Below are 16342 nucleotides of genomic sequence, written 5' to 3' on the forward strand. Positions count from 1 at the left end.
TGAATAGTCGATGTATTATATGTTGTGATGTGTTGTGATTTTTAATATACAAGAGGGTTAATATGAACTCGGTTATTTCCTTGATTGGGCGTGATGAAGAGATTTTCTTTAATGATGTGAATAAATATGAAGCAGAACTTAGGGAGGTTATTTCTTCCTCATGCTTTTTAGTTCTAGGAGGTGCAGGTTCAATAGGTCAAGCTGTGACCAAAGAAATTTTTAAGCGCAATCCTAAAAAGTTGCACGTGGTCGATATTAGTGAAAACAACATGGTTGAGTTGGTTCGAGATATCCGCAGCTCGTTTGGTTACATCGATGGCGATTTCCAGACATTCGCTTTGGACATTGGTTCTCTGGAGTACGATGCGTTCATTAAAGCTGATGGTAAGTTTGACTACGTTTTGAACTTATCAGCACTCAAACATGTTAGGAGTGAAAAAGACCCTTATACATTAATGCGAATGATTGATGTAAATGTGTTTAATACAGATAAAACCATTCAGCAGTCTATTGATTCTGGTGCTAAAAAATACTTCTGCGTTTCTACAGATAAAGCTGCAAACCCAGTCAACATGATGGGGGCATCAAAGCGTATTATGGAGATGTTCTTGATGCGTAAAAGTGAGCAAATAGTGATCTCGACAGCGCGCTTTGCTAATGTCGCGTTTTCTGATGGCTCACTGCTTCATGGATTTAATCAACGTATTCAAAAACGGCAGCCTATCGTTGCACCATGTGATATTAAACGTTACTTTGTTACACCTCAAGAATCGGGTGAGCTATGTTTAATGTCTTGTATCTTTGGAGAAAATCGCGACATATTCTTCCCAAAACTGAGTGAAGCTTTGCACCTTATTTCGTTTGCAGATATTGCAGTGAAATACCTAGAACAGCTTGGTTATGAACCTCACTTATGTGAAACAGAAGACGAAGCCCGCCAACTTGCGCACACGCTTCCAGATCAAGGTAAGTGGCCATGTTTGTTTACAGCCAGTGATACGACGGGTGAAAAAGACTTCGAAGAGTTTTTTACAGACAAAGAAGAGTTGGATATGTCTCGATTTGAAAATCTAGGCATTATTAAAAATGACCCTCTTTATGAACAAGAGCTTCTTACTTTGTTTGAAAACCAAATTTCTGAGATGAAACACGCGCGAGCTTGGACTAAAGAACAAATTGTCAAATTGTTCTTTACCATGATCCCTGATTTTGGACACAAAGAAACGGGTAAATACCTCGATAGCAAGATGTAAGTGGAGCATTCAATGAAAGCGACATCTATTGTTGAGTTTGTGAGAGATACTTACAAAACTGACGACTTTATTCCCTTGCACGCACCAACGTTTGAAGGCAATGAAAAAGCGTATGTAATGGAAACGATCGAAAGTACATTTGTTTCTAGCGTTGGGAAGTTTGTTGATGACTTTGAGCGAAAAATCGAGGCTTATACTGGTACTGCAAAAGCGGTAGCGACAGTTAACGGCACGGCTGCATTACATGCAGCATTGTACATGGCTGATGTTCAAAAAGGCGATTTTGTCATAACGCAAGCTCTGACTTTTGTTGCTACTTGTAATGCCCTTTATCATATGGGTGCTGATCCTATATTTTTGGATGTGTCTCCAATGAATTTAGGGCTTTGTCCTAAGGCTGTGGATGCCTTCTTAGAAGAGAGTGCTGAAGTCACAGATGCTGGTTGTCTCCATAAACAAACAGGCAGAAGAATCAAAGCGGTTGTACCAATGCATACATTTGGTCACCCTGTAGAACTTGATGAACTGGTTGCCGTTTGCTTAAAATGGAACATTGCGTTAGTTGAAGACGCAGCAGAGAGTCTAGGTTCATTTTACAAGGGTAAGCACACTGGTACTGTGGGTGATTTCGGTGCCGTTAGTTTCAATGGTAATAAAATTATTACCACTGGTGGTGGTGGTATGGTTTTATGTAAAACTCAAGAGTTAGGGATGCATACTAAGCATGTTACAACGACAGCTAAAGTTGCTCATCCTTATGAGTTCTTTCATGATGAGCCTGGCTTCAACTACCGTATGCCTAACCTAAATGCGGCTTTAGGGTGCGCTCAGATGGAAGTCATCGAACAGTATCTGAAGCAAAAGAGACGACTTGCAGAGCGCTACGCTGATTTCTTTAACGGTACAGACTTCAAGTTTGTCACTGAGCCAGAATATGCACAGTCTAACTACTGGTTAAATGCGGTCATTTGCCCTGATAAAGAAAGTCGAGAAGAGATTCTTGTAGGTACAAATAGTTCAGGTGTTATGACCCGGCCGATTTGGCAACTTATGCATAGGTTGCCTATGTTTGAGAATACAATACGTGGTGATCTTAGTTACTCTGAATTTATTGAAGCGCACTTAATTAATCTTCCAAGTACACCCGTCGAGATAAAGTAACATGAAGAAAGTAGCGGTGTTTACAGGCACACGTGCTGAGTATGGTCTTCTGTACTGGCTATTAAAAGATATACAAGACGATCTAAGCTTAAAATTACAGTTATTGGTATCTGGTATGCATTTGTCGCCAGAGTTTGGGGAAACTTATAAACAGATAGAAGAAGACGGTTTTAAAATTGATGAGAAAATAGAGATTCTTCTTTCTTCAAACTCTGCTGTAGGAACTGCAAAAAGCATAGGGTTGGGAGTTCTTGGCTTTACAGATGCGCTCTCTCGTTTAGAGCCTGATGCTCTAGTTATATTAGGGGACCGTTTTGAAGCGTTGGCTGCTGCTCAAACTGCAATGTTCTTAAAGATTCCTGTAATTCACCTGCATGGTGGAGAGATTACTGAAGGGGCATATGATGATGCGATTCGTCACGCTATTACCAAGTTTAGCTACCTTCACGGCACATCTACAGAAGAGTATAGAAATAGAGTTATTCAGCTGGGAGAGTCTCCGGAGAGAGTTATAAACATAGGAGCTATAGGGTTGGACCATCTAATGAGAGGCTCTTTTATGAGCGTCGATGAATTAGGTGATTCTCTAGATTTTAAACTCTTGCAACCATACTTTGTTGTAACTTATCACCCAGTAACGCTAGGCGATGAAGAGCCAGAGCAGAGCTTTCAAGCGTTACTAGATTCGTTAGACGAGTATCCTGACCACCAAGTAATATTGACATACCCTAACGCAGATGATGGTGGTCGCCGCATAATTCCTATGCTTGAATCTTATGCTGTTTCACAACCGAAAAGAGTACTAGCAATACCATCCTTAGGGCAGGTACGTTATCTTAGTGCCATAAAAAATGCTGCTGCTGTTGTAGGTAATTCATCTAGTGGCATTATAGAGGTACCGTCTTTTGATATTCCAACAGTTAATATTGGTGTGAGGCAGAAAGGTCGTTTAGCTGCTAGAAGTGTAATAAATGCAGAACCTAATGTTTCTAGCATCTCTTCAGCGCTTAAAAAGGCTGTTACTAGACAATACAAATTAGATAATGAAGTGATTGTGAACCCATATGGTCAAGGTTGTGCTAGTAAACAAGTTATCAAAATGATCAAAGATATGAAATTTAACCCTTGTAAAAAATTTTTCGATACTAAGTAGGTCTTATGACGGTAATAATTGCTGAGGCTGGAGTTAATCACAATGGTAGTCGTGATCTCGCCTTTAAACTGATAGATGCAGCTAAGGATGCTGGTGCTGATATTGTTAAGTTTCAAACATTTAAAGCGAAAAATTTAGCGTCAAAAATTGCACATCAAGCAAAATATCAAGTAGAAAATACTAGGAATCAGGAATCGCAACTCGCTATGCTGACAAGGCTAGAGTTGCCTTACGAATTGCATCATGAGTTGATAGATTATTGTAGTGAAGTTGGTATCGAGTTTCTCTCTACTGCGTTTGATTCAGAAAGCTTAGAGTTTCTAGTAAATGATTTAGGGCTGAAAACACTCAAGCTGCCTTCTGGAGAGATCACCAATGCACCTTTAATATTGGAGCATGCAAGAACGGGGTGTGACATAATTTTATCGACGGGCATGGCTACATTAGCAGAGGTAGAGGATGCTTTAGGTGTCATAGCGTTTGGTCTTACTCAAGATAAAGGCACTAAACCGTCTATTGCGGCATTCAAAGAAGCTTACGCTTCAATCGAAGGGCAAAGTGCCTTGCAAGACAAAGTTACCATCCTCCACTGTACAACAGAGTATCCTGCACCAATGGCAGAAATAAACCTGCGTGCGATGGACACACTAAGAGTATCTTTTGGTTTGCGTTCTGGTTATTCAGACCACAGTGAAGGGATCACAATTCCTATTGCGGCAGTAGCACGAGGAGCAGTTCTAATTGAGAAGCACTTTACTTTGGATAAAACGATGGAAGGTCCAGATCATAAAGCATCGTTGGAGCCAGATGAGCTCAAATCGATGGTAGATGCAATTAGAAATGTAGAGCTGGCTTTAGGTACGGGCGTAAAGGTTCCTACTACATCTGAAATTAAGAATAAGTCAGTGGCGAGGAAAAGTCTTGTTGCGCAGAGTAACATCGCCATTGGAGATTGTTTTACAACAGACAACCTGACTGTAAAGAGGCCAGGAACCGGAATTAGTCCGTTTTATTACTGGGATATCCTGGGAAGTACCTCTCAAAAAACGTATGAACAGGACGACGAAGTATAATGAAGATTGGTTATTTTGCTGATGGTCCATGGTCTCATAGAGCGATTGAATTGATAGCTGACACTGACGGCTTAGAGATTGTTTTTATTGTACCTAGGTATGATACACAAGATCCGATCTTAAAAGACTGGGCAGATAAGCTAGGTGTTCCTTATATTCCCGTAGAGAACGTAAACACGAGTAAATTCCTTTCGGTAATGGATGAATATGAGCCTGATCTTCTCGTGTCAATGTCGTTCAATCAGATATTGAGGAAAAGCATTATCGAATATGCCCCTTTAGGTTTTATCAATTGCCATGCGGGGGCTTTACCATTTTATAGAGGACGAAACCCACTCAATTGGGTTCTGATTAATGGTGAGTCTTCGTTTGGTATCACAGTCCACTATGTGGATGAAGGTATTGATACTGGTGATATCGTCGAGCAGAGACTATATCCGATTACGCGGAAGGATAATTATGGAACACTTCTAAACAAAGCGATCAATGAATGCGCAAATGTTTTATATTCTGCGATATTAAAAATCTCTAAAGATGAGGTTGTTCGAATTGTTCAAAACGATATTCATCCTGTAGGAACATACTTTGGTATTAGAACCTTTGGTGATGAGATTATTGACTTCAATTGGAGTGCTGAGCGTATATATAATTTTGTTAGAGCAATTAGTTACCCTGGCCCTCGCGCGCGATTCTTTCTGAATAACGAAGAGTATGCAATTGAGTCTGCAGAGTTGATCCCAGAAGCACCAAACTATATTGCAACTGTAGGTGAAGTTGTTGGTAGAAATCAGAAAGGAGTTGTAGTTAAAGTAGGTGATAGCACAATACTTCTAACTTTAGTTGGACGTGAAAAAAGTGGTGCTACTGAAAAACTAGAAGTTCCCAAATTTAGAATCGGTTCTAGGCTAACAAATAGAGGGAAGGAATGAGTCATTGCTGGCAAAAGATCTTAGTTTGCTCCTCTGAAACTATTCGCTCGGTACTAGAAATTATAGATCAGCAAGCTCTTAAACTAGCACTTGTTGTTGATGATAAAAATAAGTTGCTGGGTACAGTGAGCGATGGTGATATTCGCAGAGCCATCTTAAGTGACGCTTCATTAGAAGATAAAGTCGCTACTGTGATGAACACCACCCCCACTACTGCTGATGTTAGCATGACTCGGGATAATATATTATCTCTAATGGAGAAAAAAGAACTTCATGCTATCCCCGTGCTCAATAACCATGTGGTTGTGGGATTAGAAACTCTACATGGTCTGTTACATAAGCCTCAATACGAAAATCCTATTTTTCTCATGGCAGGAGGGTTTGGCACTCGTCTAAAGCCTCTTACTGACAACTGCCCTAAACCACTATTAAAGGTCGGTGAGCGACCAATCTTAGAAACTGTGATTCTAAGCTTCATTCGCTCAGGCTTCAGTAACTTTTATATATCCACTCATTATTTGCCTGAAATGATTAAAGAAACTATTGGTAATGGTTCTAGATGGGGAGTGAAAATACAATACATTCATGAAGATAGGCCATTGGGTACGGGCGGTGCACTAGGATTGCTTCCAGAGGACCTTCCTGATTTACCGGTGATTGTGATGAATGGAGACGTATTGACAAAGATCAACTTCGAAGAAGTGCTAGCCTTCCATAATAGCAAGCAATCCAATGCTACTATGTGTGTGCGCGAATTTGAATATCAAGTGCCTTTTGGGGTGGTTGAGGCGAATGAATTTAAGATCACTGATATTGTTGAGAAGCCAACGTATCGTTTTCATGTCAATGCAGGCATTTATGTGATTAATAAATCGTTGATATCGCGGATTAAAAAAGATGAGTATCTGGATATGCCAACCTTATTTGAATCACATATTGGCAACGATGCTCATGTCTTCCCTTTCCATGAATACTGGTTGGATATTGGGCGTATGGATGACTTTAAACGTGCTCAGGTTGATATTTTGACATTAGGTCTATAATAAGAATGAAAATACTAGCCATTGTTCCTGCGCGAGGTGGAAGTAAACGCCTGCCAGGAAAAAATATCAGATCTTTACATGGTAAACCGTTGATCCAACGAGCCATCGAATCAGCGTCTGGAGTTAAAGACATAAGCCGTTTGATTGTATCAACTGACTGTCTCGAGATCGCGGATATAGCTGCGAAATATGGTGCTGAAGTACCATTCATACGCCCCAAAGAGCTAGCTAGCGATACAAGTTCTAGTGTTGATGTCATTAAACACGCGCTTCAATTTTATGAAGCACGAGGTGAATGTTTTGATTATGTTCTGGTGTTACAACCGACTTCTCCAATTCGTAATGCTAAACATACACAAAAGGCAATCGAACTACTGAATGATAAGCAAGCGGATGCCATTGTTTCTGTTTGCGAGTGTGATCATTCTCCGTTATGGTCGAATACTTTGCCTGATGATATGTCAATGGATAGCTTTATTCGTCCTGAGTTGAAGAACGTACGAAGCCAGGACCTCCCAACTTATTTCCGCTTAAACGGTGCAATTTATATTACGAAAGTCTCACGCTTCTTTGAAGAGAACGCTTTATTATTGTCATCCAATCTTTACGCTTATGTCATGGATGGAGAGAGTTCGGTTGATATTGACCATGAGCTGGATTTTTTATTGGCGGAAACGATTTTGAAGTATAAGGAAAGTTATGAATAATGTGTTGATTGTAGGAGCGGGTCAATTAGGTAGTAGACACCTTCAAGCATTAGCTCAGCTAGATAAAAAATTTGCTATATATGTAATTGATCCTTCGATAAAATCTTTAGAAATAGCACAACAACGCTACTCAGATGTTTCCAGAGAACATTCCCCAACAGTAGAATATATTCCGGATATTAAGTTAATTGAAGGTCTAAATATCGAAGTTTGTGTTGTTGCAACCAATGCTGCTATTCGCTTTGAACTTGTCAAGAAATTAACTCAGTTAGTTGATATTAAATACCTTATTTTAGAAAAAGTACTATTTCAGTCTATCTCACAACTTGATCAAGCTAAAGAACTGCTGAAACAATCGAAGATCAAAACTTGGGTGAATTGCCCAAGAAGACAATTTCCAGCATATCAGGACTTGGCAAAAAAATATCAATATGCGCAATCAATTTCTTTGCATGTAATAGGGAAGAACTGGGGATTAGCATGTAACGCCATCCATTTTATTGACCTCTTACACTACTTGACTAACTTTTCACAATATAGTTTAAACTATCAGAAAGATGTGAAGATTATCGATAGTAAGCGCGCTGGATATAAAGAGATTGTTGGGGGACTTGATGCTCACTCTGACGATCAGAAACATCATTTGTTTCTAACTTGTGAGCATACCGAATGCGGGCAGGTAATGCTAGATATTTCAGTGGAGATAGATGGTGAGCATATTGAACTTTTGGAACGTGAGGGAATCGCTCGTTGGCTCGATAAAGAAGGTGATGTGATAAAAGATGCTCCGCTTAAAGTGCTCTTCCAAAGTCAGTTGACACATAAGGTAGTTCTGGATCTTATTGAGCGAGGAGAGTGTGAGCTAACCCCAATTAGTATATCAGCTATGCTTCACCGAGAGTTTTTGGAAAAAACATCTCTGTTATTTACATCTGAAGGTAGTGATTCTATAGAACAAGTAGTTCCAATTACATAAGGTTTTTACATGATATTGATGGTTGGTGCCGGAAGTATGGCACAAGAATATACAAAGGTTTTAAAAGCATTAGATACCAAGTTCACAGTAGTTGGGCGTAGCGAAGCTTCGGCACAAAAGTTTAAAGATGCGTCCGGAGTTGAGCCTTTTGTAGGAGGCTTGGATCGTTTTTGTATAGACAAAGGCCTTGAACCATATAAGTCGGCGATTATTGCAACGGGTGTTGAGCAATTGGCCTCAATTGCAACCAAGCTGATTTCGAATGGTATTAAACACATATTGGTCGAGAAGCCAGCAGGCTTGCATTATGAAGAGATTGAAGCTCTTTCTAATTACGCAGAGCAGCAACAAGCTCAAGTGTATGTGGCATATAACAGACGATTTTATTCTTCTTTATTAGCCGCTAAAAGTATCATCGCTCAAGATGGTGGCGTCCAAAGCTTTAATTTTGAAATTACGGAATGGGGGCATGTGATATCAGACCTAAAAAAGGGGCCTGGAGTAAAAGAAAACTGGTTTTTGGCAAATACAACTCATGTGACAGATATGGCATTTTTTCTAGGAGGTTTTCCTGAAAAAATAAGCTGTTTCTCTAATGGTGGTGCACCGTGGCATCCTCGATCATATAACTTCTCAGGAGCTGGAGTTTCTGATACAGGAGCTTTGTTCTCTTATCATGGAAATTGGGGAGCACCTGGTCGATGGAGTGTTGAGATTTTGACATCAGTGCATCGCTTGATATTTAGGCCAATGGAAAAACTCCAAATACAAAAGCTGGGAAGTATTACTATTGAGCCATTTGAAGTAGATGATGTTCTTGATGAAAAGTTTAAACCTGGTTTATACCTTCAGGTAGAATGTTTTTTGAACAATGAGTCTGATTCTTTATGTTCAATACATGAACATAAAGATAATGCGAAAGTTTACGCTTTAATGGCTGGTTATATCAAAAAGATATAGTGATTAATGAAATAAATTGATTTTCATATCAGTTTATTTAAAAGTATATTAATTGTATTTTATCTGTGATACGTATCTATCCGATTCTGACTGTTTAATTATTTAAGAGTAAATAAATGGAAATTGCACATCTATGTATTACTTATAATCATCTACTTTATGCATTAAGTAGTGCAATAATCAAGAATAAAGCTAGGCATACTATTTATATGCCAACAGATTATCAGTTTGTTCCTGAATCGACAAGGATTAACTTAGTAAACACTTTTCCAGAAGTAAAATTTGTTTTTGAAGAAGAATCCTTTTTCTTGGAAGAGTTTATGACAATGCCCAGTTTCTTCCCGAGTATCGTAAAAAGAAACCTATCAATTCAAAAATATCGATTCATAAGACCATTTTCTTGGAAAGGTTCGCTGTTATCTAAACCTTTCTCTTTGTTGTATATTTACCATTCTGGACCTTTTTTAGCGAAAGTATTAGCGGGAAATAGTAAAAAAACTATTCTAAGAGGAGATGGCTTTGCCAATTATAAAGAGAGAAAAATAGGGGTTTTAAAAGGGAGCATAAGGTTTGCATTTGGTCTCCCTTTTTCAAAACAGGTATGGGGTGAGGAACCATGGGTTGATGAAATTGAAGTAGTCGATCCTTCACTTCTTCCTAACAATGTTGTTAAAAATAAATCTTCTAAATTAGATATAGGTTCTATTGTAAAGGTATGCAATGAAGATCACTTTAAGCGTGCGATAATCGATTGTTTTTCGTTGAATATACTACCTAATAGTGATTTTGAGTCTTCGGTATTGTTTCTTACTCAACCATTGGACACTGCTAAGCTATGTTCCACTGAGGATATGCACAGAATTAATAATCTAGTCATAGACTTTTTTGTACAAAGAGGCCTTACAGTATATATTAAGCAGCATCCCAGAGAAGATTATAAGACGTACAAAAATACTTTGGAATTATCTAGGTCAGCCCCCATAGAGATATATAGTCTTCTAGGGGTGAAATTTGCCTATGCAGTATCTTTGCATAGTGCAGGAATACAAGATGAATTTATCATAGCAAAGATACAAAAAAACCTTGTCCCTCTTTGTGACTTCCATGCTGAGTCATTCCACTTATGGAAAGGCTTTGTGGATAAGAACTTAAATGAAATCTTTAGAACAAGTAACTAATGACATTACTTACTTTTAACAGTTTGATTCTCTCTTTTATATTTGTCTTGTTATGTTCTTTCTTTGTTTTATTTAAATTTGAGGTGTTTAATAAGATATATATTTTTATTGCCACTGCTTTTTGCTACAGTATTGCTATTCGTGATAGGGGATGGGATGTTCAACTCTATAAAAATATATATTCTTCAGTTAATGGCTTATCTTTTCTTTCAGAAGAATTAACGTGGCTTGAACCCAGTTTTATTTTTATTATAGCTACACTTCGAACGATAAATGCGCCTTTTTTTGTGTTTAGTTTGGCCTGGGCTATTATTACATTTTGGTTTCTATCTAAGGTCATATGTAAGCTAGATAGATATGTTCTTATTATAATATCTTTGTTTTTTTTTCTATACTTTTATCGAGGCCCTTATGGACAAGTAAGGCAGGGCTTGTCGTTGGTTATGTTCCTTTACTCTATTTCATTTTTATCTAATAAAGAGTACTTGAAATATACATTCATAAATTCGCTAGCTCTAACTGTCCATAGTACTGCCATTATGAGTTTTCCTTTTCTTTTCTTTTATTTGATATTTGAGAAATCAAATAGACAGTTTTTAAACATTTTTGTTGCGTGTGCTGTCATAATCAGCTTTATTGATATCTCCAGCTTGTTTAGTACGTTATTGAATTATATAGATTTAGGGAGAGTAGGATATAAATTTAATTACTATCTCTCTAGTTCTAGACTGAAAGGTCTCAGTGTCAATATAGAAACTGTAAGGATGTTATTCGTTATTTCGGTTGTTTCTTTTATTTATCCTAGGATGGATGAGCTTGATAAATATCTCAGAAACCTTATTTTAGCTTATTATTTTGGTGTTATTTTGTATTTTATTTTGTCTTTTGACCTAAGAATAGCATCGAGAAGTGCTCGAGCGTTTTTGATGACTGAGATTATCATCCTACCTTTTGCGCTAGATTTTATTTATAATAGAACCAATAAATTTTTCTACAGGTTAACGCTACTAATAATATGCTTAGGATACTTGGCTCTTGAGTTATACATGATGGGAAGCGGAGAAATTATCTATGGGTGAAATGCCTAATATTCAAATACTTATGGCAACAATGTTCAAAAGTAAACTAGATGACATTAATTGGTCTTCAAAAGGTGTGGTAAGTGATGTGATCCTGATAAATCAAGGTGATTTCGAGGGTGTTGAGCAATCAGAGCAAGTAAAAATGGTGTCCACGCAAGAACGGGGTAGCTCTAAAAGTAGAAACTTGGCGTTAAAACATGCTGATGGTGATATTTGCATTATTGCCGATGACGACGTCAGTTACTTAAGTGGCTACGAAGAAATTATCAGAAAAGCCTATGAAGATTATCCTGACGCTGACATCATTACATTTCAGATTCAAACGACAGAAGGTAACCCTTTTAAAGGAAACTACATCACTGAAGCTCGTAAACATACAGCTTTATCCGTACTTAAATGTGCCTCAATTGAGATTACTTTCAAAAATCAATCCATTCGGGAGGCGGGTCTCAATTTGGATTTGGAGTTTGGCTTGGGTAGTAAGTATCGAGTTCATGATGAGATTATTTTCCTTAAAGATGCGTTAGATGCAGGGCTTAGATGTTACTACGTTCCAGTACCTATTGTTGTTCATCCTCCAGAAAGTTCTGGTACTGATTATAATCAGGATTTACTTTATTCAAAAGGTGCTGCTTTTTATAGGCTTTTTGGAATAAAAGGTCTTGCATTCGACCTGATTTTTTCTATAAAAAAACACAACGAATACAAAGGGAAATTCAGCTTTATTGAATGTTTAAGATTAATGGTAAAAGGCACATTAGAATATAGAGAGGAACATATTAATGGATAAGGTAAAATATCTTATTATCGGCGGAGGTGTTTCTGGTTTAGCTTTTGCTAATTTTGTCGAAAGTGAAGACTACCTTATTCTTGAAAAAGAAAATGAATTAGGTGGATACTGTCGAACGATTTACCAAGATGGTTTTGTTTGGGATTTTGCAGGACATTTTTTTCACTTTGCGACTGATACGTTAAAAAGATTTTTCCAAGAGCGTATAGATACTAAAGAGCTTGTAGAGCGTGAAAAAGTGACTAAAATCTACTTTGATGATAACTATGTAGATTTTCCATTTCAATCAAATATCCATCAACTTCCAAAAGACAAGTTCATTGAATGTTTATACGATCTTTACTTTAGGGAAGATAAAACTGAATATAATTCTTTTCTTGATATGCTTTACTCAAAATTTGGTAAAGCCATCACTGAATATTTCCTTAAGCCTTACAATGAAAAACTATATGCTTGTGATCTAGATAGTCTTGACGTTGACGCTATGGGACGATTTTTCCCCTATGCCAACCTAGACCAAGTTGTATCATCATTTAAGAAACAATCTGTTTCTAGCTATAATGCCACATTCCTGTATCCAAAAAATGGCGCTAAGGTTTTTGTAGATGCTTTGTCTAAAAGTATACCTGAACGTAACGTTGCACTGAACGAGCAACTACTTTCTATTGACTTAGACAAAAAAACTGCTATTACCAATCTTCGAGAAATCAAGTATGAATATTTGATTAACTCTATGCCACTTAAGGCATTAATGAAGTCTGTGAATCGAAACGATTTAAATATGCTTGCAGAAAACTTGACATATAATAAGGTCCTTGTTTTCAACTTGGGGTTTGACAAAAAGTCATCACTGAAAGATGTTCATTGGTTGTATTTCCCTCAGAAAGAAATCAACTTCTATCGTGTAGGATTTTACGACAATATACTAAAAACTGATCGCTTAAGTATGTACGTTGAAATAGGTTATAACCCGTTTGAAGAAGTAAATATCGATGAGCAACTGTCTAAGACATTGGAGTGCCTAAAGTCTACTGGAATTATTACTGATCACAAGCTTGTGTCAAGTTGCTCCATAATCATGGATCCGGCCTACGTACACGTTAGTGAAAGATCAAACCAGATTAAACGCAATGCATTATTAGTTCTTGCCGAGCACCAAGTGTATTCAATTGGCCGTTATGGCGATTGGAAGTATTGTTCGATTGAAGACTCAATGACAGACGCTATTGAACTAGCTAAGGAAATCAGTTGACTTATATTTCAGGGGTAGTTTCGATTGTAATGCCTGCTCACAATAGTGAGAGGTACATTAGTGAAAGTATTGAGTCTATCATTAGTCAAACCTACCCAAACTGGGAACTAATTATTATTGATGACGCTTCTACTGATAATACTGCTAGTGTGGTAAAGGAGATAGAGGATAATCGTATAACTCTTGTCTCCAACAAAATTAATCTTGGGGTTGCATTAAGTAGAAACAAAGCTATTGAGCTTTCACGCGGGCAGTATTTGGCCTTTTTAGACAGCGATGATATTTGGATGCCAACAAAGCTTGAACAACAAATCGAAACCATAAAAACTAATGAAAATGCTGTTTGTTGTCATACTGCATATACACGCTTTTATGATAAATCAAAAAAATCAAATCTTGTAAGGGCACGCAGAGTTGTTACTTTTGAAACTTTGCTAAAATCTAACTTTATAGGTAACCTTACTGGGCTGATTGATAGAAGTAAGGTAGAACAGGTAATTCAAAAACCGGTTAAACATGAAGATTATCTTATGTGGTTAGAGATATTAAGCTCTAAACCAGATTGTATTTCGATAGGAATAGATCAAAACCTAGCGAAGTATCGTGTTCATTCTAACTCACTGAGCGCAAATAAGTTGAGATCTGCCATGTGGCATTGGAATGTACTCAACAACATCCCAAGTGTTAGCCGAATAAAAGCCATATATTTTTTTTCTAACTATCTATTCTACTCGTTGGTGAAGAGAAATTCGATGAAATAAGCATAAATCTACTCTCTGGATTTATGTTTATTTTGCTCCAAATCCAGTCATCATTGTTTTGAGTGTTTTCAGCACGATATTCATATCCAGCCAGAAAGAAAGGTGTTTGATATAGTAAAGATCGTGCGCGAGCTTTTCTCTGGTTGAATCCGTATCATCGGCATAACCTTGTACTGTTTGTGCCCAGCCGGTGATTCCGGGCTTAACCATATGGCGATAACCGTAGAATGGAATCTCTTGTTCAAACTGTTTTACGAAGCTTTCTTGTTCTGGTCTTGGGCCAATTAATGACATCTCACCTTTTAGCACATTAAAAAACTGAGGAAGTTCGTCTATTCGCACTTTTCGAATTACTCGTCCTACCTTCGTTACTCGAGCTTGTTCTTCTGTAGCAAACTTGTCTTCTGCTCCGGCTTGTTTCACCGTCATGCTGCGGAACTTGTATATTTTAAATACTTTGCCACCTTGTCCTACTCGTTCTTGAATAAACATTACAGGTCCTGGACTTTCCAGCTTTATTAGAATTGAAGTCACAAACATTATCGGTAGAGTAATGGGAAAGCTCAAAATGATAAGTACAGATTCCCAGACACGTTTGATGTTGTGATAAATAGGACTAGGAACAAGAGTACCAATCGCGTTTTCGGAAAGATGGCACGTTTGTACTTTTCCTTCGATCATTTCGCGAATGCTTTCAGAATGGAAAACTGGAATGTTGTTGATACTGCAATCTGCAACAAACTTTTCCTGCTCGGGAGTGAGTTTGTTATGCAGATCGACAACTAAACCATCTGCTACAGCCGCCATTGCTAACGGTTCGTTTAACGGAGATAGATTGATACGCTTGTTTTGAGAGTCGATAGAATTGACGTCAAAGTTATTGATTGCGCTGAGCTGGAGTTTTTCTGGGCCTTTAATGAATATTGCTGAGAAGTACATCCAGACTAGATGAGAACTAAAGGCATACAACAAAACTTCTCGAGAATAGTCGATTCTAAGTAGCAGTATCAATGCCATTGCGATGGCGTATACCGAAGTTAATACAGGTAAAATATAGTATTTTCGATCGACTAATAGGTAGTTAGTGATTTTGGGAATAGTGATCGATGTTGCTATATAGGCGCAACTTACAAGCCAAAAGCTATTGACGACACTTAGAGGTAAGTTGTCTCTAAAACCTGTGATCGCATGTAAAAGAATCAGAGTTCCAAGTACACCTATACCATGGCATACAATCGAGTTTTGTAAGAGTTTGCGCACGTTTACTTACCTATTATCATTTTAGGACGGGTATGCTACCACAATTGCTATGGCTTTAAAGGTTGTCTGTATTATTGCGTGATTGCATAAACACACCTTCTTTCGCCTTCCACGATGTGTTCTGTCCGCGAGACCAAATAATCGTCACCGATCAGTCTTTGGAATACATTGAGTTCAGACTGGCACAACGAGCGGCATCGTGTTGCGGCTTTACAAATAGGGCAGTGGTTTTCAATAAACAGAAAGCCAGATGGTGTTTGTTGTAGCTCTGCCATATAGCCTTCAGCACTTCGTAGTTCGACCAGTTTTTGGAGTTTAGAATGAAGTGTCAGGCAATCTTGCATCGCCGTGCGATATGATTGATAAACACTGTTTTCGCGCTCTAGGGCAACTTTTTCCAATCCTTCCTGGCCAAAAAGATGTTCGACGGCATCAATCACTTGAATAGTTAGGTCTCGATGACGATCTGAAAACTGATCGTGTCCTTTTGGCGTTAACGACCAGTGACGATTCGGGCGACCAACCTTAGCTTTGATATCTTCAAACTGTAGCAAGCCGTCTTCTTCTAAAGCTTGCAAGTGTTGGCGCGCGCCCATCGAAGTCATCCCAAACTCTTCAGATAGTTGTTTGGCTGTTACCGCTCCGTTACGTTTGATTGATTCTAATATTCGGTCAGTCGTTTTCATCACTACACTCCATATACCTGAAATATTATGGAGGAATGGCTTAATAAAGCAAAGGTTTGATTAAGTCAGGGTGAGTGA

Annotated in this window: 16 protein-coding genes; 14 read left to right on the plus strand and 2 right to left on the minus strand. The window is 38.1% G+C overall.

The genetic code is table 11. The features are described 5' to 3' along the window. Positions 1-62 precede the first annotated feature (62 nt). From AKJ31_RS15510 to AKJ31_RS15575, 14 genes are all read left to right on the plus strand, one after another. The gene (locus AKJ31_RS15510) at positions 63-1253 is read left to right on the plus strand and encodes a UDP-N-acetylglucosamine 4,6-dehydratase (RefSeq protein WP_053410016.1); all 1191 of its coding nucleotides are present in this window, start codon (positions 63-65) and stop codon (positions 1251-1253) included. A gap of 12 nt (positions 1254-1265) precedes the next feature. Further along, a complete protein-coding gene (locus AKJ31_RS15515; protein ID WP_053410017.1) occupies positions 1266-2414 on the plus strand; it encodes a LegC family aminotransferase in 1149 nt (382 codons plus the stop codon). A gap of 1 nt (position 2415) precedes the next feature. Next, positions 2416-3567 carry a UDP-N-acetylglucosamine 2-epimerase gene (neuC, locus tag AKJ31_RS15520; RefSeq protein ID WP_053410018.1) on the plus strand — a complete coding sequence of 384 codons (1152 nt, stop codon included), beginning with the start codon at positions 2416-2418 and terminating at the stop codon, positions 3565-3567. A 5-nt stretch (positions 3568-3572) separates the two neighbouring features. Beyond that, positions 3573-4640, plus strand: a complete 1068-nt coding sequence (gene neuB, locus AKJ31_RS15525; RefSeq protein WP_053410019.1) for an N-acetylneuraminate synthase — start codon at positions 3573-3575, stop codon at positions 4638-4640. Then, the gene (locus AKJ31_RS15530; RefSeq protein ID WP_053410020.1) at positions 4640-5569 is read left to right on the plus strand and encodes a methionyl-tRNA formyltransferase; all 930 of its coding nucleotides are present in this window, start codon (positions 4640-4642) and stop codon (positions 5567-5569) included. Before neuB ends, AKJ31_RS15530 begins: the two co-directional genes overlap by 1 nt. Next, the gene (locus tag AKJ31_RS15535; protein WP_053410021.1) at positions 5566-6612 is read left to right on the plus strand and encodes a nucleotidyltransferase family protein; all 1047 of its coding nucleotides are present in this window, start codon (positions 5566-5568) and stop codon (positions 6610-6612) included. The genes AKJ31_RS15530 and AKJ31_RS15535 overlap by 4 nt, the downstream gene beginning before the upstream one ends. A 5-nt stretch (positions 6613-6617) precedes the next feature. Continuing rightward, positions 6618-7319 carry an acylneuraminate cytidylyltransferase family protein gene (locus AKJ31_RS15540; protein WP_053410022.1) on the plus strand — a complete coding sequence of 234 codons (702 nt, stop codon included), beginning with the start codon at positions 6618-6620 and terminating at the stop codon, positions 7317-7319. Continuing rightward, positions 7312-8295 (plus strand): Gfo/Idh/MocA family oxidoreductase, encoded by a 984-nt coding sequence (locus tag AKJ31_RS15545; RefSeq protein WP_053410023.1) that lies wholly within the window; start codon positions 7312-7314, stop codon positions 8293-8295. Before AKJ31_RS15540 ends, AKJ31_RS15545 begins: the two co-directional genes overlap by 8 nt. A gap of 9 nt (positions 8296-8304) precedes the next feature. After that, the gene (locus tag AKJ31_RS15550) at positions 8305-9255 is read left to right on the plus strand and encodes a Gfo/Idh/MocA family protein (protein ID WP_053410024.1); all 951 of its coding nucleotides are present in this window, start codon (positions 8305-8307) and stop codon (positions 9253-9255) included. Between the two features lie 116 nt (positions 9256-9371). Beyond that, the gene (locus tag AKJ31_RS15555) at positions 9372-10433 is read left to right on the plus strand and encodes a polysialyltransferase family glycosyltransferase (RefSeq protein ID WP_053410025.1); all 1062 of its coding nucleotides are present in this window, start codon (positions 9372-9374) and stop codon (positions 10431-10433) included. Continuing rightward, positions 10433-11512, plus strand: a complete 1080-nt coding sequence (locus tag AKJ31_RS15560) for an EpsG family protein (protein ID WP_053410026.1) — start codon at positions 10433-10435, stop codon at positions 11510-11512. Before AKJ31_RS15555 ends, AKJ31_RS15560 begins: the two co-directional genes overlap by 1 nt. Continuing rightward, on the plus strand, positions 11505-12305 hold the full coding sequence (locus tag AKJ31_RS15565; protein WP_053410027.1) for a glycosyltransferase family A protein: 801 nt from the start codon (positions 11505-11507) through the stop codon (positions 12303-12305). The genes AKJ31_RS15560 and AKJ31_RS15565 overlap by 8 nt, the downstream gene beginning before the upstream one ends. Continuing rightward, positions 12298-13557: a protoporphyrinogen/coproporphyrinogen oxidase gene (locus tag AKJ31_RS15570; RefSeq protein ID WP_053410028.1), complete on the plus strand. Its 1260-nt coding sequence runs from the start codon at positions 12298-12300 to the stop codon at positions 13555-13557. The genes AKJ31_RS15565 and AKJ31_RS15570 overlap by 8 nt, the downstream gene beginning before the upstream one ends. Then, complete coding sequence (locus AKJ31_RS15575; RefSeq protein ID WP_053410029.1) at positions 13554-14318, plus strand: glycosyltransferase family 2 protein; 765 nt, start codon at positions 13554-13556, stop codon at positions 14316-14318. Before AKJ31_RS15570 ends, AKJ31_RS15575 begins: the two co-directional genes overlap by 4 nt. A 27-nt stretch (positions 14319-14345) precedes the next feature. Here the strand turns inward: AKJ31_RS15575 and AKJ31_RS15580 are convergent, their stop codons facing one another. Both AKJ31_RS15580 and AKJ31_RS15585 read right to left on the minus strand, forming a co-directional pair. Further along, positions 14346-15578: an exopolysaccharide biosynthesis polyprenyl glycosylphosphotransferase gene (locus AKJ31_RS15580; protein WP_053410030.1), complete on the minus strand. Its 1233-nt coding sequence runs from the start codon at positions 15576-15578 to the stop codon at positions 14346-14348. A gap of 71 nt (positions 15579-15649) precedes the next feature. Then, the gene (locus AKJ31_RS15585) at positions 15650-16264 is read right to left on the minus strand and encodes a helix-turn-helix transcriptional regulator (protein WP_053410031.1); all 615 of its coding nucleotides are present in this window, start codon (positions 16262-16264) and stop codon (positions 15650-15652) included. Positions 16265-16342: the final 78 nt, after the last annotated feature.

Origin of the sequence: Vibrio hepatarius, assembly GCF_001274785.1 — a bacterium.
Classification (GTDB): Bacteria; Pseudomonadota; Gammaproteobacteria; order Enterobacterales; family Vibrionaceae; genus Vibrio; species Vibrio hepatarius.

Coding starts and splice junctions, on each gene's coding strand:
- AKJ31_RS15515 (WP_053410017.1), top strand. CDS start 1,266: ATGAAAGCGACATCTATTGTTGAGTTTGTGAGAGATACTTACAAAACT.
- AKJ31_RS15530 (WP_053410020.1), top strand. CDS start 4,640: ATGAAGATTGGTTATTTTGCTGATGGTCCATGGTCTCATAGAGCGATT.
- AKJ31_RS15545 (WP_053410023.1), top strand. CDS start 7,312: ATGAATAATGTGTTGATTGTAGGAGCGGGTCAATTAGGTAGTAGACAC.
- AKJ31_RS15535 (WP_053410021.1), top strand. CDS start 5,566: ATGAGTCATTGCTGGCAAAAGATCTTAGTTTGCTCCTCTGAAACTATT.
- AKJ31_RS15510 (WP_053410016.1), top strand. CDS start 63: ATGAACTCGGTTATTTCCTTGATTGGGCGTGATGAAGAGATTTTCTTT.
- neuC (WP_053410018.1), top strand. CDS start 2,416: ATGAAGAAAGTAGCGGTGTTTACAGGCACACGTGCTGAGTATGGTCTT.
- AKJ31_RS15570 (WP_053410028.1), top strand. CDS start 12,298: ATGGATAAGGTAAAATATCTTATTATCGGCGGAGGTGTTTCTGGTTTA.
- AKJ31_RS15565 (WP_053410027.1), top strand. CDS start 11,505: ATGGGTGAAATGCCTAATATTCAAATACTTATGGCAACAATGTTCAAA.
- AKJ31_RS15550 (WP_053410024.1), top strand. CDS start 8,305: ATGATATTGATGGTTGGTGCCGGAAGTATGGCACAAGAATATACAAAG.
- AKJ31_RS15585 (WP_053410031.1), bottom strand. CDS start 16,264: ATGAAAACGACTGACCGAATATTAGAATCAATCAAACGTAACGGAGCG.
- AKJ31_RS15555 (WP_053410025.1), top strand. CDS start 9,372: ATGGAAATTGCACATCTATGTATTACTTATAATCATCTACTTTATGCA.
- AKJ31_RS15560 (WP_053410026.1), top strand. CDS start 10,433: ATGACATTACTTACTTTTAACAGTTTGATTCTCTCTTTTATATTTGTC.
- AKJ31_RS15540 (WP_053410022.1), top strand. CDS start 6,618: ATGAAAATACTAGCCATTGTTCCTGCGCGAGGTGGAAGTAAACGCCTG.
- neuB (WP_053410019.1), top strand. CDS start 3,573: ATGACGGTAATAATTGCTGAGGCTGGAGTTAATCACAATGGTAGTCGT.